The organism is Megasphaera elsdenii DSM 20460, assembly GCF_003010495.1.
Classification (GTDB): domain Bacteria; phylum Bacillota; class Negativicutes; order Veillonellales; family Megasphaeraceae; genus Megasphaera; species Megasphaera elsdenii.
In genome coordinates this window covers 636,341-662,903 of record NZ_CP027570.1, presented here as the reverse complement: position 1 = coordinate 662,903, position 26,563 = coordinate 636,341, and the positions used below count along the sequence as shown (strand labels likewise).

Annotated in this window: 28 protein-coding genes and 1 tRNA gene; 14 read left to right on the top strand and 15 right to left on the bottom strand. The window is 48.7% G+C overall.

All coding sequences use genetic code 11. The features are described from left to right. Positions 1–4: 4 nt before the first annotated feature. Genes C6362_RS03155 through C6362_RS03130 form a run of 6 tightly spaced genes read right to left on the bottom strand, consistent with a single transcriptional unit; the run spans position 5 to position 4,191 of the window. Complete coding sequence (locus tag C6362_RS03155; protein ID WP_014015316.1) at positions 5–1,195, bottom strand: acyl-CoA reductase; 1,191 nt, start codon at positions 1,193–1,195, stop codon at positions 5–7. Next, on the bottom strand, positions 1,182–2,249 hold the full coding sequence (locus C6362_RS03150) for a LuxE/PaaK family acyltransferase (RefSeq protein WP_014015315.1): 1,068 nt from the start codon (positions 2,247–2,249) through the stop codon (positions 1,182–1,184). Before C6362_RS03150 ends, C6362_RS03155 begins: the two co-directional genes overlap by 14 nt. After that, positions 2,239–2,955 (bottom strand): MBL fold metallo-hydrolase, encoded by a 717-nt coding sequence (locus C6362_RS03145; protein WP_230579085.1) that lies wholly within the window; start codon positions 2,953–2,955, stop codon positions 2,239–2,241. The genes C6362_RS03150 and C6362_RS03145 overlap by 11 nt, the downstream gene beginning before the upstream one ends. Further along, the gene (locus C6362_RS03140; protein ID WP_014015313.1) at positions 2,909–3,145 is read right to left on the bottom strand and encodes a hypothetical protein; all 237 of its coding nucleotides are present in this window, start codon (positions 3,143–3,145) and stop codon (positions 2,909–2,911) included. Before C6362_RS03140 ends, C6362_RS03145 begins: the two co-directional genes overlap by 47 nt. 10 nt (positions 3,146–3,155) lie before the next feature. Continuing rightward, positions 3,156–3,887: a MaoC family dehydratase gene (locus C6362_RS03135; RefSeq protein ID WP_014015312.1), complete on the bottom strand. Its 732-nt coding sequence runs from the start codon at positions 3,885–3,887 to the stop codon at positions 3,156–3,158. A gap of 4 nt (positions 3,888–3,891) precedes the next feature. After that, positions 3,892–4,191, bottom strand: coding sequence for a NifU family protein (locus C6362_RS03130; RefSeq protein ID WP_014015311.1), 300 nt, complete (start codon positions 4,189–4,191; stop codon positions 3,892–3,894). 581 nt (positions 4,192–4,772) lie between these two features. Here C6362_RS03130 and C6362_RS03125 point away from each other — a divergent pair. The 7 genes from C6362_RS03125 to tatA all read left to right on the top strand — a co-directional run bounded on the left by C6362_RS03125 (position 4,773) and on the right by tatA (position 11,861). Beyond that, positions 4,773–6,224: a 4-hydroxyphenylacetate 3-hydroxylase family protein gene (locus C6362_RS03125; protein WP_014015310.1), complete on the top strand. Its 1,452-nt coding sequence runs from the start codon at positions 4,773–4,775 to the stop codon at positions 6,222–6,224. 159 nt (positions 6,225–6,383) lie between these two features. After that, positions 6,384–7,688, top strand: a complete 1,305-nt coding sequence (locus C6362_RS03120) for an acetyl-CoA hydrolase/transferase family protein (RefSeq protein ID WP_014015309.1) — start codon at positions 6,384–6,386, stop codon at positions 7,686–7,688. A 141-nt stretch (positions 7,689–7,829) separates the two neighbouring features. Further along, positions 7,830–9,278, top strand: a complete 1,449-nt coding sequence (locus tag C6362_RS03115) for a hypothetical protein (RefSeq protein ID WP_014015308.1) — start codon at positions 7,830–7,832, stop codon at positions 9,276–9,278. Positions 9,279–9,312: 34 nt separating this feature from the next. Continuing rightward, positions 9,313–9,927 carry a hypothetical protein gene (locus tag C6362_RS03110; protein WP_014015307.1) on the top strand — a complete coding sequence of 205 codons (615 nt, stop codon included), beginning with the start codon at positions 9,313–9,315 and terminating at the stop codon, positions 9,925–9,927. Between the two features lie 88 nt (positions 9,928–10,015). Next, on the top strand, positions 10,016–11,101 hold the full coding sequence (locus C6362_RS03105) for a glycerol dehydrogenase (protein ID WP_014015306.1): 1,086 nt from the start codon (positions 10,016–10,018) through the stop codon (positions 11,099–11,101). A gap of 177 nt (positions 11,102–11,278) precedes the next feature. Further along, entirely contained in the window at positions 11,279–11,455 is a 177-nt protein-coding gene (locus C6362_RS11905) for a hypothetical protein (protein WP_170066467.1), read from the top strand. A 214-nt stretch (positions 11,456–11,669) separates the two neighbouring features. Beyond that, positions 11,670–11,861: a twin-arginine translocase TatA/TatE family subunit gene (gene tatA / locus C6362_RS03100; RefSeq protein ID WP_014015305.1), complete on the top strand. Its 192-nt coding sequence runs from the start codon at positions 11,670–11,672 to the stop codon at positions 11,859–11,861. 111 nt (positions 11,862–11,972) lie between these two features. Here the strand turns inward: tatA and C6362_RS11775 are convergent. Continuing rightward, a tRNA-Sec gene (locus C6362_RS11775) sits at positions 11,973–12,069 on the bottom strand. A gap of 106 nt (positions 12,070–12,175) precedes the next feature. Here C6362_RS11775 and C6362_RS03095 point away from each other — a divergent pair. Further along, positions 12,176–13,288: a 4-hydroxybutyrate dehydrogenase gene (locus C6362_RS03095; RefSeq protein ID WP_014015304.1), complete on the top strand. Its 1,113-nt coding sequence runs from the start codon at positions 12,176–12,178 to the stop codon at positions 13,286–13,288. A 273-nt stretch (positions 13,289–13,561) separates the two neighbouring features. Here C6362_RS03095 and C6362_RS03090 read toward each other — a convergent pair whose 3' ends face one another. From C6362_RS03090 to C6362_RS03080, 3 genes are all read right to left on the bottom strand, one after another. Beyond that, positions 13,562–15,733, bottom strand: coding sequence for a PTS transporter subunit IIABC (locus C6362_RS03090; RefSeq protein ID WP_014015303.1), 2,172 nt, complete (start codon positions 15,731–15,733; stop codon positions 13,562–13,564). A gap of 282 nt (positions 15,734–16,015) precedes the next feature. Further along, positions 16,016–16,429, bottom strand: coding sequence for a flavodoxin (locus C6362_RS03085; protein WP_014015302.1), 414 nt, complete (start codon positions 16,427–16,429; stop codon positions 16,016–16,018). 12 nt (positions 16,430–16,441) lie between these two features. Continuing rightward, positions 16,442–16,999: a DUF3793 family protein gene (locus C6362_RS03080; RefSeq protein WP_014015301.1), complete on the bottom strand. Its 558-nt coding sequence runs from the start codon at positions 16,997–16,999 to the stop codon at positions 16,442–16,444. Between the two features lie 155 nt (positions 17,000–17,154). Here C6362_RS03080 and C6362_RS03075 point away from each other — a divergent pair, with 155 nt between their 5' ends. From C6362_RS03075 to C6362_RS03065, 3 genes are read left to right on the top strand one after another with little or no spacing between them, the layout of a single operon-like run. After that, positions 17,155–17,553 carry a PaaI family thioesterase gene (locus tag C6362_RS03075; RefSeq protein WP_014015300.1) on the top strand — a complete coding sequence of 133 codons (399 nt, stop codon included), beginning with the start codon at positions 17,155–17,157 and terminating at the stop codon, positions 17,551–17,553. A 13-nt stretch (positions 17,554–17,566) separates the two neighbouring features. Then, a complete protein-coding gene (locus C6362_RS03070) occupies positions 17,567–18,211 on the top strand; it encodes a lactate utilization protein (RefSeq protein WP_014015299.1) in 645 nt (214 codons plus the stop codon). Between the two features lie 26 nt (positions 18,212–18,237). Continuing rightward, positions 18,238–18,654, top strand: coding sequence for a SoxR reducing system RseC family protein (locus tag C6362_RS03065; RefSeq protein ID WP_014015298.1), 417 nt, complete (start codon positions 18,238–18,240; stop codon positions 18,652–18,654). A 39-nt stretch (positions 18,655–18,693) separates the two neighbouring features. On the opposite strand, the gene C6362_RS03060 is transcribed toward C6362_RS03065, so the two are convergent. The 5 genes from C6362_RS03060 to thiS form a co-directional block, all read right to left on the bottom strand. Continuing rightward, positions 18,694–19,215, bottom strand: coding sequence for a cysteine hydrolase family protein (locus tag C6362_RS03060; RefSeq protein WP_014015297.1), 522 nt, complete (start codon positions 19,213–19,215; stop codon positions 18,694–18,696). An 18-nt stretch (positions 19,216–19,233) separates the two neighbouring features. Beyond that, on the bottom strand, positions 19,234–19,824 hold the full coding sequence (locus C6362_RS03055) for a thiamine phosphate synthase (RefSeq protein ID WP_014015296.1): 591 nt from the start codon (positions 19,822–19,824) through the stop codon (positions 19,234–19,236). 226 nt (positions 19,825–20,050) lie between these two features. After that, positions 20,051–21,238 (bottom strand): 2-iminoacetate synthase ThiH, encoded by a 1,188-nt coding sequence (gene thiH, locus C6362_RS03050; protein ID WP_014015295.1) that lies wholly within the window; start codon positions 21,236–21,238, stop codon positions 20,051–20,053. Between the two features lie 12 nt (positions 21,239–21,250). Next, positions 21,251–22,021, bottom strand: a complete 771-nt coding sequence (locus C6362_RS03045; RefSeq protein WP_014015294.1) for a thiazole synthase — start codon at positions 22,019–22,021, stop codon at positions 21,251–21,253. A 61-nt stretch (positions 22,022–22,082) separates the two neighbouring features. Next, positions 22,083–22,277 (bottom strand): sulfur carrier protein ThiS, encoded by a 195-nt coding sequence (thiS, locus tag C6362_RS03040; RefSeq protein ID WP_014015293.1) that lies wholly within the window; start codon positions 22,275–22,277, stop codon positions 22,083–22,085. Between the two features lie 243 nt (positions 22,278–22,520). Here thiS and C6362_RS03035 point away from each other — a divergent pair, with 243 nt between their 5' ends. The 3 genes from C6362_RS03035 (at position 22,521) to C6362_RS03025 (ending at position 26,560) form a co-directional block, all read left to right on the top strand. After that, positions 22,521–23,789, top strand: coding sequence for a hexokinase family protein (locus C6362_RS03035; protein ID WP_014015292.1), 1,269 nt, complete (start codon positions 22,521–22,523; stop codon positions 23,787–23,789). Positions 23,790–23,894: 105 nt separating this feature from the next. Further along, positions 23,895–25,295 carry a MocR-like pyridoxine biosynthesis transcription factor PdxR gene (gene pdxR / locus C6362_RS03030; protein WP_014015291.1) on the top strand — a complete coding sequence of 467 codons (1,401 nt, stop codon included), beginning with the start codon at positions 23,895–23,897 and terminating at the stop codon, positions 25,293–25,295. Beyond that, positions 25,295–26,560, top strand: coding sequence for a metallophosphoesterase family protein (locus C6362_RS03025; protein ID WP_014015290.1), 1,266 nt, complete (start codon positions 25,295–25,297; stop codon positions 26,558–26,560). The genes pdxR and C6362_RS03025 overlap by 1 nt, the downstream gene beginning before the upstream one ends. Positions 26,561–26,563 lie beyond the last annotated feature (3 nt).

Here is a 26,563-nt window from a genome sequence, read left to right as displayed (position 1 = left end):
CCTCCTAACGAATGATACGGGTCAACGCGTCCAATAAATTACGGCCATCCCAGATTATATCCATATCCATAGCCTGTCCAAAGGGAACCACTCGATCGACACCGGTAATTCCCGCTTCGATTAACTGAGCACGAAACGCCTGTATATCTACATGTAAAGTTGTAATCGTCTGCACTTTAGCTGTCATATAAGGAATGATGTCTTTTAGATTTTTTATAGGATATTGAAAAAATTGTCCAAAGGAACCTGCTAGTTGAGTAATGTCTTTGGGAAGTGAATCAAGGGTGTATACATAAAGCCGGTTGCTTGCATATGAAAAGTCACTGATTTCAGGGGTGTGCATGGCAAACGTCCAAGCTTCTGCATATTTTCGACTTACTTTTATAGCTGCCAAGTCGTACTTTTGGATTTCAATCGTAACAGCCCGCCACCAGCGATCTTGAGCTATTGCAAAGAAGCCATATTTTTTTTCGAGCCAAAAGAGCAGGCGCGGTGAGGAACAAGCATTTTGATCGGCTTCGTAGGTATCCAGATAAAAGTGGTGGACTGCATTTTTTAATTCGTCTTCTGAGCAATTAGCGACATATTCGCTGTCGACGATTGCCAATGAATAACGGTCCGCGAAAGGAATATCGATGGCCATGGGAGATAGCGGTGACTTTCTGATTTCAAGAATTGTCTTATCGCCGCCCCAGATGATGCGGCTGTTGCACTGTTTGGAGAAGCAATCCGTTATTTTCCGGTCGTGACCATACGTTAGTATAACATTCATGTTTTTAATAGAACGATATGTCTGTGTATTCAATATAGTGTTGAGTAATTCGCAAACGGGCTGTACCTTGGGAAGCAACCGGGGGGATAACCGGACGATATTAGCATTTCCAGCTAATAAGGAAATGAATAAACTATATAAAAACATGGTAGGCATATTCGCTGGCGCTATATGAAAGGTCAATCCTCGGCCTAATCTTTTTTCAGGAAAAGTGAGTAGTTTTCTATAACTTTCTAATTTTCGCGGGCGCAGCCAAAAACTGAAAGCGGCCCAGTCAGGCTCTTCTTTGGCGATAGGCCGTTGTTGTAATTGGTGCGCGAAATCTTGGCAAAACTGCAAGGTTAGCGGAGAAAAAGGTTGTTGGGGCATAATTTTTTCTGGAATCGAACCGGCAAGTATCGTGAAGCTTTTAGTTGTGCGCATCACTACACCCCCTTATTTCGGCTTTTGCCATGCGGCCATCAATGCGGAAATATTTTCCTAAACGGCCACAAGGGCAGTCATCGATTCCTAACAGGGTGCCCATATCTTCTGTCAGGATAGAATGACCCGGATAGGACGTGGCCAGTGGAGTCAATACTTGGACAATGCCCGTTTCTCCTACGGGACAGACTGAAAAGTTTTCTGGATTGCGAATGATAATATCGGAGAATATGCTGGCATGAAGATGGCCTTGTTCACATTCCATATAAATACATCCTGTTTGTTCAGCCATGCCATAATAATTGTGGACTTTATGGATCTGGAACTGTTCATATAGCCGTTTCTTATACTCGTGAGGTGAAACCGCGCGGTCCTGCATTTTTTTCCAGCCTCCGCCGTGGATTAAAATTGCATTGGATAAATCAATTAAACCTGGATAGTTTGCCAGCGCTTCACAAAGATACTGCCAAATCATAAAAGTAAAGCCAAAGATTAAGACCGGTTGATTACGATATGTCTGAATGAATGTGCGGATGCTTTCCAAATCAACGGATAGATCTGGTTTTAATGCGTAATATTTTCGTTTAGCAAAGATGGAAAAGCCCAAGACCGCTGCCCCGCGGGCATTAAAGGCGTCTCGATTTTTTAATATATCCGGCGTATCGACAATCAACATGGGGAGTCGCGAGGAGCCAATAAAGTCTTTCACGATGTTATATAAGGCCAATTGTTGATTTTGTGCGTTAAAGGCGTCGAGGTATAAATGAGATGCCACTCCCGATGTTCCCGACGAAGTGATTACTTTAAAAATTTCGGAATCAGGGATGCTTTTTAGTTCTTCTGTTTTAAATAAAGAAATAGGAAGCATTGGGATTTGGTTGGAAGAGTCATATCTTTTATTTTTCTCATACAGCGTTTGTATCGCTTGACCATAAGGTTGACAGCAATGACAGTGGTGAGAAGTCAATTCGAATAAGAGAGGCACGTAATGGGCTTCTTTTTCGTCCTGTGTCCAATGGTAAGGCGGTTGCATCAACCAATTACTATAGTCCATATTTTTTTTTCACCTCCTGTGTCAATATAAATGGTTCACCATGGCCCGGATAAGTTAATATCGGTGTTGGCAGACAACGCAAAGTGGCTTTTCCTTGTTGCTCATAAGTTTCTTCGTCTCCACCAGGAAGACGGGTGATGACTTCTTCGCCAGGAATAAAGTAGTCGCCAGAAAATAACATCTTTTCATCTATGATGATGCAGGTGCTGCCTGGAGTATGGCCGGGTGCTGTAATACAAAAGATAGTATGGTTTTGCCAAGTAGCTAAGTAAGTATTGTCAAAAATGATATCGGCAGCTTGGCAAGTAAAAGGGGGATAGGAGACCTGGAGCTCCCCTTGGCTCTTAAAGTATAAATAGGTCTCCATGATACGGGTCATATTTAGTGTCGTGCTTTGAATCCCTTGACTGCATGCCGCACTACAAAGTACTTTTAAGCTATAATACTTACGCATATCATTGAGCGCTGCGATGTGATCGCAGTGCTCATGCGTCAAAATGATATACTCGGGAACAAGTTGATGAGTCGTAAGATAGGAATGGATTTCTTGGTAACAGTTTGGATCAATGATAAGTGTGCGGGATTTTTCTGAGAGAATGTAACAATTACTATGGGTCAGTGGATCTGTGATGCAGTGAAGGTGTATATCCACAGGCATATTAGATATCAACTCCGTATTTCCGCAAAATATCCATTCCTTTTTCATAAGAGCTGAATGCTAAGACATCAGGGGTATCAATAGAGATATCGAAAGTATCTTCCATTTCTTCCATCAAATTCATATGGCCCATTGAATCCCACAACTTTATGCTGCGATATTTTAAACCGGGAAGATCTTCTTTTTTCAATTTGAAGCTGTTCATAAAAAGGTTGTCGTATTTTTCTAAATTTGTCATGATAATACTCCTATTCTAATGATTGATTATTTTGAATGTTTCTACAGTATGTGAATAAGGTCTTCATCATTAATTGGTGAATCGTACCTTCTACAGCTACTGTTCCATCTGACTTTTTGCAGGTGCCTGTGAATTTTCCGATGTACCAGCGTTTTTTTTCTTCGACATGGACTAGTTTTATAGAAGCTGTGATGGTGTCACCTGCATAAACCGGGGCTGTAAATGTCAATTGTTCATCCATTAAAATGGTTCCGGCTCCTGGCAAAGTGGTGCCCATAATCGAAGATAGTAAACTTCCTGTCAAAATGCCGTGGACGACAGGACGACCAAATCCATATTTTGCAGCAAATGCGGCATCTGTATGTAGTTTTCCATAATCACCGGTTAGCTTTGCAAATTGTTGGATATCTTCTTCTGTGAAAGTCTTTTCCATGGTAGCAACAGCTCCCAAGTAAATAGACTTCTTCGTATCAGGCATTTCTTGAGGTGCGTCTTTTAATTCTTTGGCGAAAGCCGCAAATTGTTGTGGTGTACAAAGTTTTTTGAATTTTCGAGCGGCAAGCCCTGTTTCCTCGGCACAGGCCGTCATGCAGCCACAGACGAGGAGGCAGATGTCGCAAACTGTATTTTCTATTTCATAGGTAAACGTGTGTTGGGGGAATCTTTTTTTTAGTTTGTCTACTTCATGGCTGCGATCATAGCGTGGATTACAGCCGCCGCAGTATTTTATCCCTATTTTCATAGATTCACCTCTGTGTATGGCGTTCTCTTAAAATGGCTTTAGCCTGTGCAATCAGTGTATCGCTGACGCCACTGACGAGAATGACATCATGGACGTCTTCGATGGCTTCGCGGACTTTTGCACTGATTAATTCTTCTGTCGTCAGCTGTGCTGAAGGACAGCCGCTGCATTGACCGGTTAAACGGATTCGTAAAATGTGATCAGCATAATCGACAATGACGACGTCGCCTTGATGTTCTGCAAGCGAAGGGCGGACATCTTTTTCTAAGACTTTTTCGATTTGTTCTCGAATTGATAGAGTCATGGTAATTCACATCCTTACTTATAGTAGTTAATTATATATATGAAATTATCGTGCCAAAATTGGAAGAAATGCCTGAATTTATTTGTTCTGTTATTCACAAATTAAACTGTGATGAAAGACGAAAGTGCTACATAAACGTTTTAAATATAAAGAGTTGGGGTAAAAGGATAAATGAAATAATATTTTTAAATATATTGATTTACGAATATTTTTTATCAAGAAACGAGATGGAATAAAGAAAATATCCCCGAATATAAGGATGTATACTGTTTTAAAAATGAAACAAATGGTAATTTGTTTCATATATGGAACGAAAAACCAAAATATTTGAGCCAAAAATGGAACGGGAAAACGTTATAAACATAACAAAAATAACGTGAAATATAGCACAAAATAAGGGAGAAAATTTTTTTAAGTTTCAAAGATGGGATAGTTGCTATGCTTTTCACGGAAGAAATTAAAATAAAAATATTAAAGGCACTACTTGGCATGATTTTTGCTCTTACTATAGGCAAAACACACTAACGTGTGAACCTACTGTCAAAACTTTATTATATGATAAGAAGAAAGGATGATTCATTATGGCATTAATGACAGGCGAACAGTACATCGAAAGCATGAGAAAGAAAAATTTACAAGTCTACATGTTTGGTAAAAAAGTTCCGTGTCCGGCAGATGATCCGATTCTCCGTCCGTCCATGAACTCCGTCCGCATGACGTATGATCTGGCTCAGCAGCCTGAATATCAGGACCTGATGACAGCAATCTCTCCGTACACTGGCGAACGTGTTAACCGCTTCACCCATATTCATCAGAGCACGACGGACTTGATGAATAAAGTAAAAATGCAGCGTCTGTGTGGTCAGAAAACGGCTTCCTGCTTCCAGCGTTGCGTTGGCATGGATGCTTTTAATGCGGTATTCTCCACGACGTATGATACGGATAAAAAATATGGCACGAAATACCATGAAAACTTCATGAAATTCCTCAAACGGGTACAGATGGAAGACCTTACCGTTGACGGCGCTATGACAGACCCGAAAGGTGACCGTGGTTTGGCTCCGCATGCACAGGCAGATCCGGACCTCTATCTCCATGTTGTAGAACGTCGTCCGGACGGCATCGTAGTCCGTGGGGCAAAAGCTCACCAAACTGGTTTCATTAACTCTCATGAAGTCATCGTCATGCCGACCATCTCTATGGGCGAAGATGACAAAGACTACGCAGTCTGCTTCTCCTGCTCGACAGATGCTGAAGGTATTTTCATGATTGTTGGCCGTCAGTCTTGCGATACTCGTAAAATGGAAGGCGCTCCGATGGATACGGGCAACCCTGAATTTGGTGGTACGGAAGCTCTGGTTATCTTTGATAATGTCTTCATCCCGAACGAAAATATTTATCTGAATGGAGAATATGAATTTGCCGGCGTCCTCGTTGAACGCTTCGCGGGTTATCATCGTCAGTCCTATGGCGGCTGCAAAGTTGGCGTAGGTGACGTCCTTATCGGTGCTGCTGCGGTTGCTGCTGACTATAATGGCTGTCCGAAAGCTTCCCATATTAAAGATAAAATCATTGAAATGCAGCACCTCAACGAAACCCTGTATGCTTGCGGTATTGCTTGCTCGGCATTGGGTACGAAAACGGAATCAGGCAACTATCTCATCGATTTGCTCCTGGCAAACGTCTGCAAACAGAATGTTACGCGCTTCCCCTATGAAATCGTCCGTTTAGCCGAAGATATTGCTGGTGGCTTGATGGTTACAGCACCGTCTGAAAAAGACCTCCGTGATCCGAAGATTGGGCCGTACATTGATAAATACCTCCGCGGCGTTAATAATGTATCGACAGAAAATCGTCTCAAAATCTTACGCCTCATCGAAAACCTCAGCCTCGGCACGGCAGCTGTTGGTTATCGTACAGAATCCATGCACGGTGCAGGTTCGCCGCAGGCACAGCGTATCATGATTTCCCGTCAGGGCAACTTGCGTATGAAGAAAGCCTTGGCTAAAGCTATTGCACACATTGAAGAATAAGTTGATATTACACTGGGAATCACTATCCTTCACGTAATGAAATAGAGCAGAGTAAATATAGTATGAGTATATAGACGTGATTTTGACTGATGCCTGCAACTAGGCTGCTCCTCCTCCGTTGCAGGCCGTCAGTCAGTTATACGAAAGTAGGTGTGTGTAATGGATTGGAGAAAAGAATATGCAGAAAAAATTGTATCTGTTGAAGAAGCTGTAAGCCATGTCCAATCCGGCAATCGTATTGTTTTCACCCATGCTTGTGGTGAAGCGCAGGCTTTGACAGATGAATTAGTTCGCCAGGCAGATCGCCTTGAAAATGTTGAAATTGTTCATATGGTTGCTATGGGGAAAGCTCCTTATTGCCAACCGGGGATGGAAAAACATTTTCGCCATAATGCCCTGTTCGTAGGTGGCTCAACTCGCAAAGCCGTAGAAGAAGGCCGTGGAGATTATACACCGTGCTTCTTCCATGAAATTCCCAAGCTCTTTACAGATGGTACCTTACCTGTTGACGTCGCTTTTTTACAGCTCAGTGAACCCGATGAAAATGGCATTTGCTCTTATGGGGTTTCTGTTGACTATACACAGCCGGCTGCAGAAGCTGCCAAGCTGGTTATTGCACAGATTAACAAAAATATGCCCTATACCTATGGGAATGGCATTAATTTAAAAGATATCGATTATATCGTCGAAAAAGATGAACCCCTTATTGAATTGCAACCGCCTAAAATTGGGGAAACGGAACATAAAATTGGGGAATATGTAGCATCACTGATTCATGATGGTGATACGCTGCAGCTTGGTATCGGTGCTATTCCGGATGCTGTCTTGTCCTTCCTCGGAGATAAAAAGGATTTAGGGATTCATTCCGAAATGTTCTCTGATGGCGTTGTCGACTTGGCTCGTAAAGGCGTTATCACGAACAAGAAAAAGACGATTGACCAGGGGAAATTTGTCTCTTGCTTCCTTATGGGGACAAAGAAACTGTATGATTTTGTAAATAACAATCCCGATGTATTAATGGAACGTGTCGATTACACTAATGATCCCTTTGTCGTAGCTAAAATTGACAATATCATCTCTATCAACTCGGCTATGCAAGTCGATTTGATGGGACAGGTCAATGCCGAAATGATTGGCTATAAACAATTCAGCGGCGTCGGCGGTCAGGTTGACTTCGTTCGTGGTGCATCTCGTGCAAAGGGTGGTAAAGCCATTATTGCTATGCCTTCGACTGCTGGTCATGGTAAGATTTCTAAGATTGTGCCGCTCTTAGATGAAGGGGCTGCTGTTACGACCTCCCGCAATGATGTAGACTATATTATTACGGAATTTGGTATCGCTCCTCTTAAAGGACGTACTTTGCGGCAGCGTGCTATTGCTCTCATTAAGATTGCCCATCCTGATTTTAGAGAAGGATTGATTGCAGAATTTGAAAAACGCTTCCATTGTAAGTTTGAAGGATAAAAATAGCGGTTTTTAATACGCATGCGCCATGGCGGCTGTTCTATTCGTAGATAATTACATATCGAATAGCTTGGCCATGGCGCTATTTTTATCTAAATTTTCTGTTGATTTTTAAATTCATAAAGAAAGAGGGGACAAAATATGTTTGGTCCTGTTTATAAACGAAAAGAAGGCGAAATACAACCGGGGATTAATTTACACGTATTTAACTTAGTCCTGCGTTTACCTTTCATTCATTATCGCTTTGAATGGCCTGATTATGTTCAAGGGCTGCTGTTATGTGCCGTTTGTCTCGGCATCATCCCAGTATTGCAAGAATATTTAGGGATGCCTTTTGAAATCGCTATTACTATTGTTATCATGAACGGGTTCTTATATACTTGGCATGCTCACTTAGGGGACCCTGTTGTCCCTGGCTGGATCACTCCGGCTATTCCGCTGTTATTGCTGTGGTTGGGAGAATTTCCTAATGATACAGCAGAACGTATGCATGCACTTATCGCTTTTGAATTTGAACTCGGGTTACTCACGTTCTTATTAGGTGCTACGGGTCTTGCTAAACGCGTTGTCGATTTAGTTCCTGATGCTTTGAAATCCGGGATTCTTATCGGCGCCGGTATTGCTGCTGTACGCCTGGTATTCAATACGGGCGGTAACTTTGATAAATATCCATTTACCATCGCTATTGCTGTAGGCTTTGCTTTTTATTGCTCTTTTAGTAACCATTTCAAGAGTATCATGAATAAAAATAAAGTTTTTCAGGTTATTTCTGACTTGGGGTTATTGCCGGCGATGGTTCTGGCCGTCATTATTGCTCCGTTGGTGGGCGAATTGCCTTGGCCGACTATTGAAATGGGCTTTACTCATCCCCACTTCATTGAAGTCTTTACCCAGTGGAGTCCTTTTGCTGAACGCATTGGCTTCCCAGGTATGACTTATTATATCCAAGCTGCTCCGTTGGTCATTGCAACTTACGTTGTACTCTTTGGTGAATTGATTCAGGCCGACGCCTTGATCGATGAAGCTCGTGAATTCCGTCATGGTGATGAAAATATCCATTTCGATGCTAACAGAAATAACGTTATTGTTGGTGTCCGTAATATGGTTATGTCCTTGTTAGGCCCTGACCTTTCCATGTGCGGTCCGTTATGGGCAGCTATGCAGGTCGTTATTTGTGAACGTTATAAACATGGTCGTGAAGCGATGGATAGCCTGATTGGCGGCGTTGCATCTTTCCGTTTAGGTACATTCACTGGCTATTGGTTATCTCCTATCGTAAGCTTTGTTAAGCCGGTTCTGCCGATTGCTTTGGCATTGACCATGTTGATTCAAGGCTATGTTGCCGTTCGTGTCGGTGTACTCCGTTCCAAGACTTTTAATGACCTCGGCGTTGCCGGTGTTATTGGTGGCGTCCTCGTATCTCGTGGGGCTGCTATGGCTCTGGGTGTTGGCATTGTCCTTTGCCTGCTCGTATTTGGTAAAAACTTCTTTAAACGTAAAATGTCTCTGTACAATACGAAATCTGACCCGATTTTCAATGTTGCAGCTTTAAAAGAACTGAATGCTGAAAAGGAAGGCGCAGAAAAATAAACAGAGAAGACTCTTGACAACCGGAGGTTGAGCTATGCAGTATTATGGTGATTTATTGCGCAAACTGACAAAATCGAATACGACAGAGGTCTGCGAATTCTTCGTAAAAAAATGCTTGATGAATGCGAAAAGCAAGTCGACGAATGAATCAATGAAGCGTTTTTTCATGATTTGCGGGGTATCGGCCAATGATGGAATCAAAGAGTTTTTGGAAAAGAATGATTTGACTTTTGATGGCTATTGGTCGCATCGCCGGTATTTTGCTAAGGTTAAGGATCATATCCCACTGGTCGTAAAATCTTATTTATCATGCATGCTGCTTTTATTAGCTTCTCAAAAGACTTTGATTTCTCAAAAAACGGGTATGAATGAAGAAGAGTTGTTAAGCCGTTGGTGTACTATTTTTAAATATGATGATGAAGATAAACTCTACTTTAATGATCTTTTACGGATTGTCCGCAAAGGAGAAGAGGGCGTCATGGAAATTTTTGAAGACCTGAACAGTATTTGTCATGATAACCTGAATGGTGGGGAGGAATCGAATATTCCCTGTACCGACGAAAATCGTGATTTACTCGTTTATCGGGTCGGAGAAGATGTATACACATTGGTTTGCCGTCTTCAAGAAATGCCTGATTTCTGTTCATAGGTATTACTAATTGTGTGGAACCTCTCTTGGTAAGGGTAGCCTAGTACCCCGGCTGGGAGAGGTTTTTTTAGAAAGGTGGTATTGAGTCATGACGATTGGAATTAAAGCCCCGGGATATTATGTGCAAGGCAATGGAGAGTTGGATAAATTAGGGAAGTATGTTAAGAAAATGGGCAATAGCTTTTTAGTCTTGCTGTCACCTAATAATAAGCGAAGAATTGGTGAACGCATTGACAAGGCTCTGAATAGTGCGAATAAATCCGTATTTTATGCTGAATTTCAAGGTGAATGTTCTAAAAAGGCAATCGCTGATGCACAAGATATAGCTTATCAGCACGGCTGTGATGCTATCATTGGCGTAGGTGGAGGTAAAGCTCTGGATACGGCTAAAGCCGTGGCTACTAATTTAGGTGATTTGCCGACGATTATTATCCCTACTATTGCTTCTAATGATGCACCGTGCAGCAGTGTAGCTGTTATTTACAATGAACAGGGCGTCGTTATCAAGGCTTTAATGATGAAACATAATCCGGATCTCGTTTTAGTCGATACTGGGATTATCGCTCAAGCGCCTAAAAAATATTTGGTCTCTGGTATGGGGGATGCCTTATCTACCTATTTTGAAGCACGTGCTTGCCAACGTAGTGGGGCTAAAACCATGGCTCGTGGAGCTTGTTCAGCAACGGCATTAGCCTTGGCTGCATTATGTTATAAAACTTTATTAAATGATTCACTGGAAGCGCTCAATGCCGTTGAAAAACAGGAGGTAAATTCTGCTTTGGAACGGGTCATTGAAGCCTGCGTCTATCTTAGTGGTGTCGGGTTTGAGTCGGGAGGCCTTGCGGCAGCTCATGCTATCAATGATGGTTTTGCCCATGTCCCACAGGCCCACGGAGCTTCCCATGGTGAAAAAGTTGCTTTTGGATTACTCGCGCAGCTTATTTTAGAAAAAGCACCAAAAGATGAGTGGGACACAGTATTACACTATATAAAATCGGTAGGACTTCCTTCATGCTTAGCTGATTTAGGGATTAAGGATGTAAAAGAAGAAGAAATCCGTCTGGTTGCGGAAGCAGCTACTGTACCAACTCAGTTTACAAAAAATGTGCGTGCTGACATTACAGCAGATGAAGTGTATGATGCCATTATGAAGGCTGATGCATTAGGAAAATAAAGTGAGGGAAACAAGATGTTTACTATCACGGAACAAGCAAAACAATATATTCAGTCTCATGGTGGAAATGTCATCGTTACCTTGGCCTTTGAACCATCTGGAGGGAGTTGTTGAAAAGGTGATTTAATCTGGGGCAGTTACGTTCCAGAAATCGGCTTAGGTAAGCCGGGTCAACAAATGGAATATCCTTTTGAGCTAGTTGATGATATTATTATTTGGTATCATCCTAAATTACAGATTCAACAAGGATATCAATCTATTGTTATCCATGTGAAGCGATTTTTATTCCATCAATGGCTGACAATAGAAGGAGCTCAGGGAATGGCCATAACGCGTGAAAAAGGTTTTGAATAACAAAAGATAAGCTGTCTTATGAAGATACCCTTTGTAAGACAGCTTATCTTTTATATATTTCCTGTATACAATTTCGTTTTTTATGGACGGACGATAGATATATTATATTTTGGCGACATAATTTTCCTACCCGCGCGCCTTCATTGACAGCCTGCCTGGATAAGGGTATCATGAAGTCATGTAAGGAAGTAATGGTATTATAGGGGGAATGACGATGTTTGGCTTAGGTGCACCGGAATTACTGCTCATTTTAATTATTGCCCTAATTGTGTTTGGACCGGGGAAACTGCCGACGATCGGCCGGGCTTTGGGCAAGAGTCTCCGTGAATTCAAGGAAGCTGTCAATACCGATGAAACGAAGGAGATAGCAGACAAGACGGATGAAAAATCAAGTAAGAATGTTTGATGTATGATGTTTGAGACAATGGCTTTTAAATTTTTTCCCATCCACATCAAACTTTCAACTTCAAACTTAAAACTCAAAAAGGCGCTGTCTTCGTGTGACAGCGCCTTTTTTTGGCGGGGAAGTGTGGGAATCGAACCCACCTGAGAAGCTCTTAACCCCTCATGCTGGTTTTGAAGACCAGAGGGAACACCAGAACCCATCCTCCCCCAGGACAGGTTTATTATATCACGGTCAACCGGGCTCTTGCAAAAATGTTTCGGTCTTTGTTACACTAGAGGCGATGAATCCATTAACCAACAGAAAGGGGTATCTACATGATTGAATTACAGTTGAAACCGACGATTTACTCTTATGATACATGCCGGGAGTTTGTGGAAGATTTGCAGGTTGGGGCGGATGATTTGATTATTACCAATCAGTACATCTTCGACCCGAATTTTAAGGACTTAGGCCTTACGTGCCACGTCTTGTTCCAGGAAAAGTATGGTATGGGTGAACCGTCTGATGAAATGGCCGAAGCCATTTATAAAGATATGCCGAAAGATGTGAAGCGCATCATCGGTATCGGCGGCGGCACGGTCATGGACTTGTGCAAGTTGTTCGTCTTGAAGCAGGTCAGCCCGGTCCTCGATTTATTCGATGGCAAGATTCCTGTGGAAAAAGAAAAGGAACTCATCCTCATCCCGACGACATGCGGGACGGGCAGCGAAGTCACCAATGTATCGGTCATGGCCCTGGTCAGCCGCAATACGAAGAAGGGCCTTGCCGACAACGCCCTGTATGCCGACAAGGCTGTCCTCATTTCGCAGCTCTTGAAGACCCTGCCGTTCAAGGTCTTTGCGACCAGCTCCATCGACGCCCTGGTTCACGCTGTCGAATCGGCCTTGTCTCCGGATTCCAGCGCCAGCTTCCGCGTCTTCAGTTATAACGCCATCGAACTCATCCTCAAAGGGTACTTGCAGATCCGCGACCACGGTCCGGAAGCCCGTATTCCGCTCATGAAAGATTTTCTCCTGGCCAGCAACTGGGCCGGCATCGCCTTCAGCGTCCCGGGTTGCGCTGCGGTTCACGCCATGAGCTATCCCTTAGGGGCGAAATATCATGTTCCTCATGGGGAATCGAACTACGCCATGTTCACAGGCGTCATGAACTGCTACATGTCCATCAAATCAGATGGGGAAATCGCTAAGTTGAATCGCTTCATTGCCGATATCCTGGGCTGCGAACCGGAAAATGTCTATGCAGAACTGGAAAAACTGCTCAACGTCATCCTGCCCAAAAAAGCGCTCCATGAATACGGCGTCAAAGAAGAAGAATTGCCGGAATTTGCTAAGTCGGTCATCGAAAATCAGCAGCGTCTCATGAAGCACAGTTTTGTGCCCCTCGATTACGATAAGGTGTACGGCATTTATAAGAAGTTGTATTAGTGGCTCGTGGCTCGTCGTAGGGGCCGCACGTGGGCGGCCCGTCCCGGGCCATGCGGGAATCCCGGAGAGCCATTAGCCGCTAGCTGCTGCCTGCTAAAAAAAGCGCTGTCGCATCGCGACAGCGCTTTTTTTGTAAGGGTTCGTGGCTCACGGCCCGTTGGCTCTCCTATCAGGAGAGCTGTCAGCAAAGGTGACTGAGGGGTTCAACCTCTTCGGCCCTGCGGGGCACCTCTCCTATCAGGAGAGGCTTACCTGCGGTCTGCGGTTTTACCATTAGAACCAGACGGCCTGGTCGCCGGCTTTTACGTTGCCTTCGGCTGCCAGGTGTACTTCTTTGCCTTCTTCGAGGTCGGTGAAGATGCACAGGCAGGCGTCGGACGGGGCGTTGGCTTTGATGTATTCGTCGTCGAATTCCATCAGTTTATCGCCTTTCTTGACGTCCTGGCCGTTTTCGACAAAGACTTTGAAGCCCTTGCCTTCGAGCTTGACCGTATCGATGCCGATGTGCAGGAGGTATTCTACGCCGTCGGCTGTGGTCATGCCCATGGCATGTTTTGTGTCGAAGACGAAGGTGACCGTCCCGTCTTCCGGTGCATAGACCGTGCCGTCGGTCGGGGTGACGAAGAAGCCGTCGCCGGTCATCTTGCTGGCAAAAGCTTCGTCCGGGGCTTCCGTAATGGGATGGAGGCTGCCCGTGAAGGGAGAATTGAAGTAGTGTTTTTCTGCGGCTGTTTCCGGTTCAGCTGGCGTTTCCGAAGCGTTCAGGGTTTCAGCTGCTGGAGACGGTTCTGCAGCCGGTGCGGCTTCGATGGGGCCGTCTGCCGGGTTGGTTGCCAGATAGCTTTCCAGGTTGGCTTTGATGACGGCGACTTGCGGGCCATAGACGACCTGGACACCCTGGCCTTTCTTGATGACGCCGACAGCACCGGTCGCTTTCAAGGCGGCATCGTTGACTAAGGCCGAATCGGCTACGGAGCAGCGCAGGCGCGTAGCACAGCAGTCGACGGAGGTGATGTTCCGGGTACCGCCGAGGGCGCGGGTGATGGCCTGGCTGACGACGTCGGTAGTAGCTTCGCCGTCGCCGGCTTTGGCAGCGGCATCGCGGGCTTTGACGTCGGCTTTGGTGTAGAGTTTCGTTTCTACGTCATCGTCTTCACGGCCCGGTGTCTTGAGGTCGAACTTCTTGATGAGGAAGGTGAAGATGAAGTAGTAGAGGAAGAAATAGATGATGCCGACCGGGATGATGTACATCCAGTTGGTCTTGGCTTCCCCTTGCAGGATGCCGAAGATGAACAAGTCCAGGAGGCCGCCAGAGAAGGTCAGGCCGACGGCGATGTTCAGCATGTGGGCAATCATGTAAGCCGCACCGGCCAGGATGACCTGGACGTAGAAAAGCATCGGAGCGACGAAGAGGAAGGAAAATTCAATCGGTTCCGTGATTCCTGTGAACATGGAAGTCAGGGCTGCCGACAAGAGCAGGCCACCGGCGACTTTCCGTTTTTCCGGTTTAGCCGTGCGGTACATGGCCAGGGCAGCGCCGGGCAGGCCGAAGATCATGAAGATAAATTCACCCGAGAAATACCGGGTGGCATCGGCACTGAAGTGGGTGACGTTAGGCGATGCAAGCTGGGCGAAGAAGATGTTCTGGCCGCCCTGGACGAGGTTGCCGTCGATCATCATCGAGCCGCCGACGCCGGTCTGCCAGAATGGCAGGTAGAAGACGTGATGCAGGCCGAAGGGGATGAGGGCCCGCTTGATGATACCGAAAATCAACGTGCCGATATAGCCCGTCCCCGTGACCAGGCCGCCGAGGGCGAAGATACCATTCTGGACGACTGGCCAGACGAAGTACATGGCGATGCCGACGAACATGTAGACGACGGTGGAAATGATGGGGATGAAACGCGACCCGCCGAAGAAAGACAGGGCGTTGGGCAAGACGATTTTATGATAGCGGTTGTGCAGGTAGGCGACGCCGATGCCGACGATGATACCGCCGAAGACGCCTTCCTGAAGGGACATGATGCCGCAGACGTTGGCAATCGTACCTTCCAGGACATCGGGAGCTACGGTATTGTTGGCCAATACTTTGCCTGTCAATTTGAGGACGGCGTTGGTCGAGGCGTGCATGACGAAAAAGGCAATCATGGCCGATAAGGCAGCGACTTCTTTTTCCTGCTTGGCCATGCCGATAGCGACGCCGACGGCGAAGATAATCGGTAAGTTGCCGAAGATGATATTGCCGGCATCGCTCATGATGGTGAGCAGTGAATGGAGCATCGTGCCGCTTCCGAGGATGCTTTCCAGTCCATAGGTCTGGATGGTCGTCGCATTGGTGAAGGAAGCCCCGATGCCGAGGAGTAAGCCGGCAATCGGCAGAATGGCGACGGGCAGCATGAAACTGCGGCCGACAGCCTGCAAAATCGAAAAGACTTGGTCTTTCATACAAAATCCTCCTTTAGGATTAGAAAAAAAATAAGGATGAAATAGTACGTTCCTATTTTAACATACCCTAGGCAAATGAGAAGGATGAGAGTTATGCTTAATCGTGCCTATATAGCATATATACTTGATAGAAAGTAAACGCAGGTCGTTCATCGTCGAAATACGAGCCCTTTTAAGCCGTCAGCAGCTAGCCACTAGCTACTAACCACGTAAAAGGGCTTGTCGTCGTGCGACAAGCCCTTTTATTAAGAGGAGAATGAATGTGAAGTTGTTTTCTGATTTTTATGCTTTCGCAGCGGCTTCGCCCAATTCTTTGCATTCCGGGGCGTTATCCGGCATTTCGTTGACGATAGCCGTACCGATGACCGTGGCGCCGGTATCTTCCGTGCGCTGCTTCCAGGCATCCATCCATTCGCCGGAGCCCCAGCCGTATGAGCCGAAGAGGCCGACTTTTTTGCCCTTTAATTTCGGAGCCAGGTCGGTAAAGAACGGTTCGACGACGGAGTCTTCCAATTCTTCCGAACCCATAGCCGGGCAGCCGAGCAAGATGACGTCTTTGCTGGCTACGTCATCGACGTTAGTATCTTCAAAGCGGACTGATTCTACATCAGCACCGGCCGCTTTGACGGCGGCTTCGATTTCATTAGCCATTGCTTCTGTATTACCTGTACCACTCCAATAAACGATTTCTACCATGATAAATCCTCCTTATGCTACGATGAGCGAGTCTAATGTTGTCCCAACGGCAAAGCGGTCCAAATAGTCTTGCCGGCAGCACGTATAGCGATGGAAAGTGCGGGCGGCAGCATGAGCGTCGCCGTATACTTTCCATTCGCCACAGAGCTTGGCGTGGTTTCCCTTGTTGGCGATGAACCCGCACACGTCCTCCAGGGGATAGCCGAGGAAAATGCCCGATTCATGAGGGAAACAGCCGCCTTCTGCAAAGCGTGCGGCAAGACGGTCCAGCAGGGCCGATATGTCCTGGCAGTCTTGATAACCGAATTGCTGCAAAAATGAAGAAATGTCCCGTTGCTGTACATAAGTCCGAACCCTGGCCGGCCGGTATACATACAGCAGGGTGCGTTGGGGACAGGCATATAAGATGCGGAAATACAAGCCTTTAGGGTTGTATTTATGATTATATTTTTCAATTATTTTATCATAAGTGCAGCCGTTGCCTAAGCGGGGCAGACAGAGAAGGGATGCCTGTTTAAGCCCTGCAAGAGTAGGCGAACAATGGGTTATTAAGACGTAATCCAGGTTCATATCCAATTGCCGCTCCTTTCGCTTTGATACTGTAAGTATAGCTTATTTGATATTGATTGTCAATGATAATATGATAATTAATTTCAAATACATAGGAGGGCTTGCCAAGTATAGTATAATAAGGATAGAACGAAGAATATACGGAGGGTGATGTTATGGAAACTGCGTATGAAACCAATCATTGTTTTGGCTGCGGCCGCGATAACCCGATTGGCCTGAAGCTGGACATGAAGCTGGACGGCAATCGCTGCGTCGCTTATTTTACGCCGAAAGTCGAACATGAAAGTTACGGAGACCGCATGCATGGCGGCCTGACGAGTACCCTGTTAGATGAAGTCATGGGGGACTACGTGTTCCGCAAGGCTGGGAAACCGGCATATACGGCGCGGCTGGAAATCCGTTTCCGCAGTGCTATCCGCATCGGGGAAACGGTCAAAGTCGAAGGCTGGCCGGAAGTCCATCGCGGCCGCCTGTTCATCATGAAAGGGAAAATCACCCATGCCGATGGTACGCCGGCTGCCGAAGCGAAGGCAGAAATGATGCTGGCAAAGTAAAGGAGGAGTTATTATGGATAGAACAGATATGATGCACCGCATGTATGACATCAAGGGGCCCTTAGTGGCCAAGAAATTCGCAGCCCGCGGCTTTGAAGCCGTGTACTGTCCGACCAAGGAAGAAGCCTTGAAACAGGCCATTTCGTATATTCCCGAAACGGATGTCGTGTCCTGGGGCGGTTCCGTATCCATCAATGAAATCGGCTTGCGGCCCTACGTATTGGAACACAATCCGGTCATCGACCGCGATTCGGCCAAGACGCCGGAAGAACGGGTCGAACTGATGCGCAAGGCCCTGCTCTGCGATACGTTCCTCATGGGGACCAACGCCGCTGTCCAGGACGGGCAGCTCATCAATATCGATGGCAACGGCAACCGCGTCGCCGCCCTTTGCTATGGGCCGAAACAGGTCATCGCCATCGTCGGTATGAATAAAGTCGTCCCGACCGTCGAAGCGGGCATCGAACGGGCGCATACCGTCGCTTCGCCGCAGAATATCGGACGCTTCCCCGGCGTCGGCACGCCTTGTGCCAAAACCGGCATGTGTGGCCACTGCATCCGACCGGACAGCGTCTGTGCCCAAGTCGTCCGGACGCGGATCTGTAAGCCCCAGGGCCGTATCAAGGTCATCTTGGTTGGGGAAAATCTGGGCTTTTAGTCCTGAAAAAAGAGAGGTACTTTATTATGAGAACAGGAACGGGCGTCGTCGAAGAAGTATGCCCGAACGGGCTGGTCAAGATACAGACCAACCGCAATAATCTATATTCGCCCTGCAGCGACAGCATGTGTGCCGACAATGTCGTCATCGACGCTGTGAACCCCATCGGGGCCCAAAAAGGGCAATACGTACAGTTCAACATCCCCGATGCCGGCATGGGCGTCAAAGGTATCATCTGCTTCGGCGTGCCGCTGCTGCTGGTCATCGTCTGCGGCATCCTCGGCTACCTGCTGGGTGGTTCGTGGCAGGTAGCACCGGAAATGACGGCCTTCGCCGGCATGATCGTCGGCGGCATCCTGGGATGCCTGATTTTGAAAGGCTACGAAAAGAAAATCAACAATAACCAGACCAAAGCCGAAATCACAGGGATTATCAGTGGGTAGTAAAAAAGGGCTTGTCGCACATGCGACAAGCCCTTTTTTTCATAGGATATCGATTTGGCAGGCTTTCATGGCCTGTAATGCTTTTTCGTGGTTTTCTGGTGTCGAGCCGGCACAACAGGTGCTGTCGACGATGATTTCTTTTTCCGGATAAAAGGATTTTAGCATCATGGCATTGGCGATGACGCAAATGTCGGTGCACAAGCCCATGAGGACCAGCCGGTCGTAGTCACGGACTTCGTCGACCAGGGTCGGGCAGCCGAAGGATGGCTTTTCCAGTATCGTTGCCCACATGGTGTAGGGCAGGAGCTGTTTGCAGATGCGCCAGCCCCGCGTGTCTTTGATACAGTGCGGAATCGGGAGTTTTCGGCCTTCCTGGGTTTCGCTGTAATCTTCGCCGTGTGTATCTTGCGTGAAGATGAGGTCCGTTTCCTGGTCTTCATCTTTCTTGCTGGCGACGATCTTCGCTTCTACCTTCGGGACGATGGCCTGTGCCTGGGCGTTGCCGAGGGCGCCATCGATGAAATCATTCTGCATATCGATGATGATATAAGCCTGGGTCATTGCGGTCATCCCTCCTGCTTAGGCACGTAATTCCTTCAGGTATTCCGGTACGTCCGGGCAGGTCATGAGTCCTGACATGAGGGCTACGCCCTTGATGGGGACGTCCTGGAGCTGGGAGATGGTCTTAGGCGTGACGCCGCCTAAGGCGTAGACGGGAATCTTGACGGCCTTGCAGATGGCTTCGACCGTATCGACGCCGATGGGCGGGTCCGACGGCTTGCAGGCTGTCGGGAAGACATGGCTGGCCATGAGGTATGTAGCACCGAGCTGTTCGGCCTTGATGGCTTCTTCAACGGTGTGGACGGATACGCCCAGGGTCGTCATGTAGTAGAGCAGGGACGAATGGGTTTCCAGATAAGGCAGAGAGCACTGGAAACGGGGAATGTGGAGACGGATGGCAGCCTTGCCGAAATGTTGGAGGACACATGTTTTCTGGTGGATGCTGCAGAGGCGCAGCGCCCGTTTGGCATAATCTGTGTACTCTTCTTCGGTAAGGTTCTTTTCACGAAGGACGATGAAATCTACGTCGGAAGCGGCGATTTGTTCGAGCTGATCCCAGTAGTTCGTCGAGGCTAATTCGTGATTTGTAATTGCAGCTACTTTTAACACGATTTATCACCTGAATATTTAGAGTATTTTATACCTATAACTATACATGAATCTCATACTAACGTCAACAATTATACTAATAGAATATAATAGATGCTCTGTATGACTAAAACGCTGTAAAACATGAGGATTTATAACAAAAACGGTTCGGGGTGGATTGGGTCCCGGACCGTTTTTGTCGGTACTACATGTATAGGATTATAGTGATGGATAGCAAAGTTAGTGGTTACAAATAGATGTACTCACTCGTAAGCGGCTGCAGGCCCATGCTCTTGATGTCAGAATACATCTGGTCGAAGGAACGGCCGTCTGTGATTTCGAACTGTTCGTCGCCCATTTCGGAGCCATCGTTTTCCAAGTGGCCGCCGATGCCGACGCAGACACTGGCCGAGACTTTCGTAGCGGCAATCTTCATGATGGCGTTACGATAGCGGGCGCTTTCGCGGCTCGATACGACGATGCTGGCATAGGGCATGAACAAGCGGTAGGCACAGATAATCTGCGTCAATTTCCGTTCGTCTACGTCCTTCGGGTTGATCTTATCGTTGTTGATGATCGGGCACAGGCGCGGACAGGACAGGGAAATTTCGGCGTGCGGGTATTTGCGCTGCATGAGCCATGCGTGCATGCCCGTAGCCAAAGCGTCTTTCTGATAATCGTCCAGGCCTAAGAGGGCTGCGAAGCCGACGCCGCGCATGCCGCCGAGGATAGCCCGTTCCTGGGAATAGAAACGGTATGGGAAGATGCGCTTGTGGCCGGCCAGATGGAGGGTAGCATACTTGTCGGAATTGTATGTTTCCTGGAAGACCGTGACATAGTCGGCGCCACATTCGTGGAGATATTTATAGTCTTCCGAATTGACCGGATAGATTTCCATGTTGATGACCCGGAAGTACTGGCGGGCAATCTTGACGGCGTTGCCGATATATTTGATATCGCTCATCTTCGGGCTTTCACCGGTGAGCATGATGACTTCTTCGATGCCCGTGTCGGCGATGTTCTTACATTCGCGGTGGAGTTCTTCGTCGGTCAGGCGGGCGCGCTTGATCTTGTTGTGCGAATTGAAGCCGCAGTAGATGCAGTAGTTATCGCAGTAGTTGGCGAAGTAGATCGGCGTCAGGATGGTGATGTTGTTGCCGAAGTGGCGCCGTGTGACTAAATGGGCTTTCTGAGCCATTTCTTCCAGGAAAGGAGCGGCAGCTGTCGATAAGAGGGCCATGAAGTCCCGCGGGTCCAGATGTTCTTTGGACAAGGCCAGGCGGACATCTTTTTCGGTGAAATCGTCGTTGTTGAAGGAATCGTGGATAGCGACGACCTGGTCGAGCATGTCCGAATCGATGACTTCCATGCCCGGCAGATATTTCATATGATCGATGAGTTTGCTTTGGTCGATGGTTTTGGTTTCTTCCGTCATGTTCATTCCTCCTTAATCGCCTAAGAAGCCTGTCAGCGGATCCGATGCCGAAGCCGTTTCACGGACGCGGCCCAGGCCGGCGAGGTAGGCATTGCGGCCGGCGCGGATGGCTTCACCAAAGGCTTTGGCCATGAGCGGCAGGTCCCCGGCCGTAGCGATAGCCGTATTGGCCATGATGGCAGCGGCACCCATTTCCATGGCTTCGCAAGCCTGGGACGGACGGCCGATACCGGCGTCGACGATGACCGGCAGGTCGACTTCGTCGATGAGGATCTGGATGAAATCTTTTGTCGACAAGCCTTTGTTGGTGCCGATCGGCGAAGCTAAGGGCATGATGGCAGCGGCGCCGGCGTCAGCCAGGGCACGGGCTGCATAGAGGTCCGGATACATATAGGGCAGGACGACGAAGCCTTCTTTGGCCAGGATTTCCGTGGCTTTGATGGTTTCGTTGTTGTCCGGCAGGAGATATTTGGAGTCGCGCATGACTTCGATCTTGATGAAGTCGCCACAGCCGATTTCACGGGACAAGTGGGCGATGCGGACGGCTTCGTCTGCCGTGCGGGCGCTCGACGTGTTCGGGAGCAGGGTGACGTTTTTCGGGATATAATCGAGGATGTTATCTTTCTGACCGGCTTCGACGCGGCGCAGGGCCATGGTTACGATCTGGGCACCGCCTTGTTCGACAGCGGCCTTGATGAGGTCGACAGAAAACTTACCGGAACCTAAGATGAAGCGCGATGTAAATTCGTGGCCGCCGAGGACCAGGGTATCTTTTTTTTCCATTGGGAAAACACTCCTTTTATGATGATTGATAGGTCTGTCTGTTTCGCTTGGTCAGCAGGAATCAGCCCCCGCCGACGAAGTGGACGATTTCCATAGAATCGCCGTCTTTCAAGGTCACTTTGTCATAATCCCTGCGCGGTATGATGGTGCCGTTCAGTTCGATGGCAATGCGGTCTGTACGATATTCTTGATCGGTCAGGTAAGCGAGCAGGTTCTGGCCGGCTGCTGCGATGTCTTTGCCGTTGATCCGTACCATGGATGGCCCTCCTTTCTCTCTAAATGAAAAAAAGGGTCGCACGAAGAATTACACCCAAGGTGGTGTACCCCTTCGTGCGACCCTTATGATTCGGTCTCACTCTGCCTATGATTATAGCCTATTGTCACAAAAAGTCAACCGTTGACAATCGACGTATATCATAGAAATCATGGAGGAACGACGACAAAGGCTGGCAGATTATAGTATAATAGATTTACGATTTTACAAGAGGTGATCACTGCCATGAAAGAACGGATGGACTGGATGAATATTGCCCGCTATTTTTATTTGACCGACGAACGGCTGCAGCAGATTTCCCGTGATTTTGCTGCCGATATAGAGCGGGCCCTGGAGGGACAGGACGAGGCGACGGTATCGGCGGAAAAATCCTACGTGTCCCTGCCTGGCGGTGACGAAAGCGGCGTCTATCTGGCCCTGGATTTTGGCGGTACGAACGTGCGGGCTTCACGGGTCCGATTATTAGGCCGCCATTGCTATATCATCGAGAAGAAGGTGTGCCAGCCGCTGCGGCTGCCCGGGCAATACGACTACCTGTCTCCCGCGGCGACGGCTGAAGGGCTCTTCGATTTCCTGGCCCGCCTCGTCGGCCAGGTCGCCGGCAAGGATACGATTTATAAGCTGGGCCATACTTTTTCCTTTGCCATGCAGCAGGAATGCCTGAAAGATGCCCGGCTCCTGTCGTGGTCTAAAGAAATCGCCGTTCCCGGAGTCGAAGGGCAGCTCATCAATCAGCTGTTGGAACAAGCCTTGGCACGGCAGGGGTTGACAAATATCGAGCCGTCAGCCCTGGTCAATGATACGACGGCCCTCTTGCTGTCGGCGGCGTATACGATGGAACGCGTCCGTATGGGAGTCGTCTGCGGTACGGGCTTCAACGCCTGCTATTATGAACCGGCCTGGGATATGGTCGTCAATCTGGAAGCCGGTGATTATGGCGGCCTCGTGCGCAATCGCTGGGATAAAGCCGTTGATGCCTTATCGACCCAGCCGGGACAGCATTTGCTGGAAAAGACGGTCAGCGGGGCCTATGCGGCAGAAATTTTCCGGCAGACCTTGTTATCTTATTTCAAGGCTCAGGATTTGCCGCACTTTTCGACAGCCGTCATGAATGAACTCATCAGCCATGACGATGACCACCAGGGTCAGCTGGCGATGGGCCGGGTATGGGACCGCATCGTCCGCATCGATGAGGTGCGGCCTATCCGTAACATCGGTGCGGCCATCTTCGTCCGCGCTGCCCAGCTGGCCGGGGCCGTCAGCTGCGGCATCCTGCGCCATCTCTATGGCGAGGGGCCCGTCCCGGCCCAGTCTGTCGCCGTCGACGGCAGCCTTTTGGAACACGTCCGCGGTGCTCTGTTCATGATGGAAGACGCCATGCAGGCTTGTCAGAATGAAGGCGTGAGCCGGGACAATCAGATTCCCGTCGAACCGGTCCTGGTCCAAGACGGCCCCTTAGTCGGCGCTGCCATCGCAGCGGCCATGGCGCAGTAACCACTAGCCACTAGCCACGACGCCCTTTTTTCGGTACAATATAATATTGCAGAGATATTTCCACCATGTCTGTAGTTCAAGGAAAGGAGACGGCGCCAGGTCACGATGCTGCAACTCGATAAATCTATCAGCAAACCTTATTATGTACAAATCTATGAGTATTATCGCCGGGAAATCGAGGAACGCCGGATGGTAGCCGGTATGCGCCTCGATTCGGTCCGCGAACTGGCTCAGGCAGCGGGTATCAGCAAGATGACCGTCGAAAAGGCTTACTACCAGCTGGCCAGCGAAGGTTATATCCTGCGCCGTCATAAGGCTCGCTATGAAGTGGCTTCCCTGGGAGGCTTGGAGCCGCGGCCAGCGGATGCAGCGGCGCCGGTCTTGTGCGAGGCCAGCCGTCGTCCCGTCTATGCTTATGATTTTGCCAGCGGCGATATGGCCCTGGAACGCTTCCCCCTCGACATCTGGCGGAAATATATGAATCGGATTTTATCAGAACCAGACCGCCTGCTGGCGGCCAACGATGACCAGGGCGTCCCCGATTTGCGCCGGGCTTTGAGCCGCTACGTCTACGAAACGCGTGGCGTCCATGCCGATCCGTCGCAGATCATCATCGGCGCCGGGACGATTTCCCTCCTCGGAGTCCTGACCAACCTGCTCCATGATAAATATACCTGCATCGGCGTCGAAGACCCGGGCTTCCGCCTGGGACGGGAGATTTTCCGCAACAGCGGCTATTCCATCGTGCCCATTCCCATCAGCGGCGGCCTGCTCCACGTCGATGCCCTGGAAGCCAGCGGCGTCCGCCTGGTCTACGTCAGCCCGTCCCATCAGTTCCCGACGGGGACTGTCATGCCGGCCGGTATCCGCCACCGCCTGCTGCGCTGGGCGGAAAAGACGGACGGCCTGATCATCGAAGACGATTATGACAGCGAATTGCGCTACTATGGCCGGCCTGTCCCGGCCCTGCAAGGACTGGACCGTCAGGGCCGCGTCGTCTACATGGGCGCCTTGTCCAAGGTACTGCCCTTTTTTATCCGTCTCAGCTATATGGTCCTGCCGCCACCGCTCATGCCCCTCTATGAGCAGCGGCGCGGCCTGTTCCGCCAGGGCGCTTCGGTGCCGGAACAATGCGTACTGGCTGAATATATCGACAGCGGGGAACTCTCCCGCCAGGTCCGGCGATTGCGCAAGGAGTATCAGGAAAAAGGGGAACTGTTAGGGAAACTCCTGGTCGAAGCCTTTGGCAGCGACATCGTCGTAGGGCGCCTGGTTTCCGGCGTGTACTGCCATATCCGCCTGCACAGCCCTCTTCCGGAAGAAGAATTGCGCCGCCGGGCGGAACAGCAAGGCTGTCGTGTCTTATCCATGAAGTCTTTTTACGAAACACCGTCGCAGGAAACGGATAAAGAATTTCTCCTGTCATTTTCAAAAATTCCCAGCTGCAAGCTCCGCGATGCCGTTGCGGCATTGCATGGGGCATGGTCAGAGAAAGAAGGATACTAATGGCGAAAAGTTTGCGTTTTATTCAATGCGGTGATCTTCATTTAGGGAGTCCCTTCCATAACCTTGCCGCCATTGATGAACGGTGGCAGCGTATCGTCGGGAAAGCGCCTGTCCGGGCCTTCCAGAAAATCGTCCAGATGGCCATTGATAAACGAGTCCACGCTGTCCTCATCACGGGTGATGTCTACACCAGTGCCGATCACAACTTGACGGCACAGCTCGATTACGTGCGCCTCTTGCATAAATTGGCACAAAATAATATACAAGTCTTTGCCGTCCTGGGCAATCACGACCCTCTGGAAGCGTGGAAGGCGAAGATTCCCTTTCCGCCCAATGTCCATATCTTCCCGACGGAATCGGTTGAACGGGTGCCCCTCGTCGTCGATGGCGAAGAAGTGGCGGCTATTTATGGCCAGAGTTATGCTAAGAGCGAACAGCGGGAAAACCTGGCCTGGAAATTCAACCGTGCCGCTGGTGACCGTTTTTCTATCGGTATGCTCCATACTCAGGTCGGCAGCCGGGAATCGACGTATGCGCCATGTACCTTGGAAGATTTAAAGGAGTGCGGCATGGATTACTGGGCCTTGGGACACATCCATAAGCATGAAATCCTTTGTGAAAAGCCATATATCGTCTATGCCGGCAACCCGCAGGGCCTGGATTGTACCGAAACGGGGCCGCGGGGCTGCTATTACGTCGAAGTCGGCCCTTATGGGACGACGGACCTGGAATTTATCGATACGAGCATCGTCCGCTGGGAAAGCATTGACCTTGCTATCGACGGCATCGAATCGGTGTCGGAATTGCGCGAGTCTGTCCGCTTTGCCAAGGAAAAAGTGCGCCGCAATATCGGCAAGCCGACCTTCCTGACAGTCAATTTCACCGGCTCCGGCAGCATGTACCACGTCCTCAACAATCCCGAAGCGACGCAGTACTGGCTGGACAGCTGGCGCGAAGAAGAACAGGGGAAATACGCTTTTGTCATGGTCGAACGCCTGCGCAACCTGGCCCGGCCCAAGATGAACCTGGGTGAACGGAGCAAATTGCCAGACTCCGTCGGCGACTATCTGAACGTCTTCGACAAACTGGAAAAGCTGGCTCCTGAAGAGAAAGTCAGGGCTTTGCGGGATATCCTTATGAGCCGTCCGGAATTTGAGCGCCTCGGCACGTATGGCCGGGCATTGACGGATGAGCGACTGCTGGAAACGTTCGAGAAAGCCAAATGGCTTGGCGTACAGAAATTGCTGGAACATAGAAGAGGTTAAGCA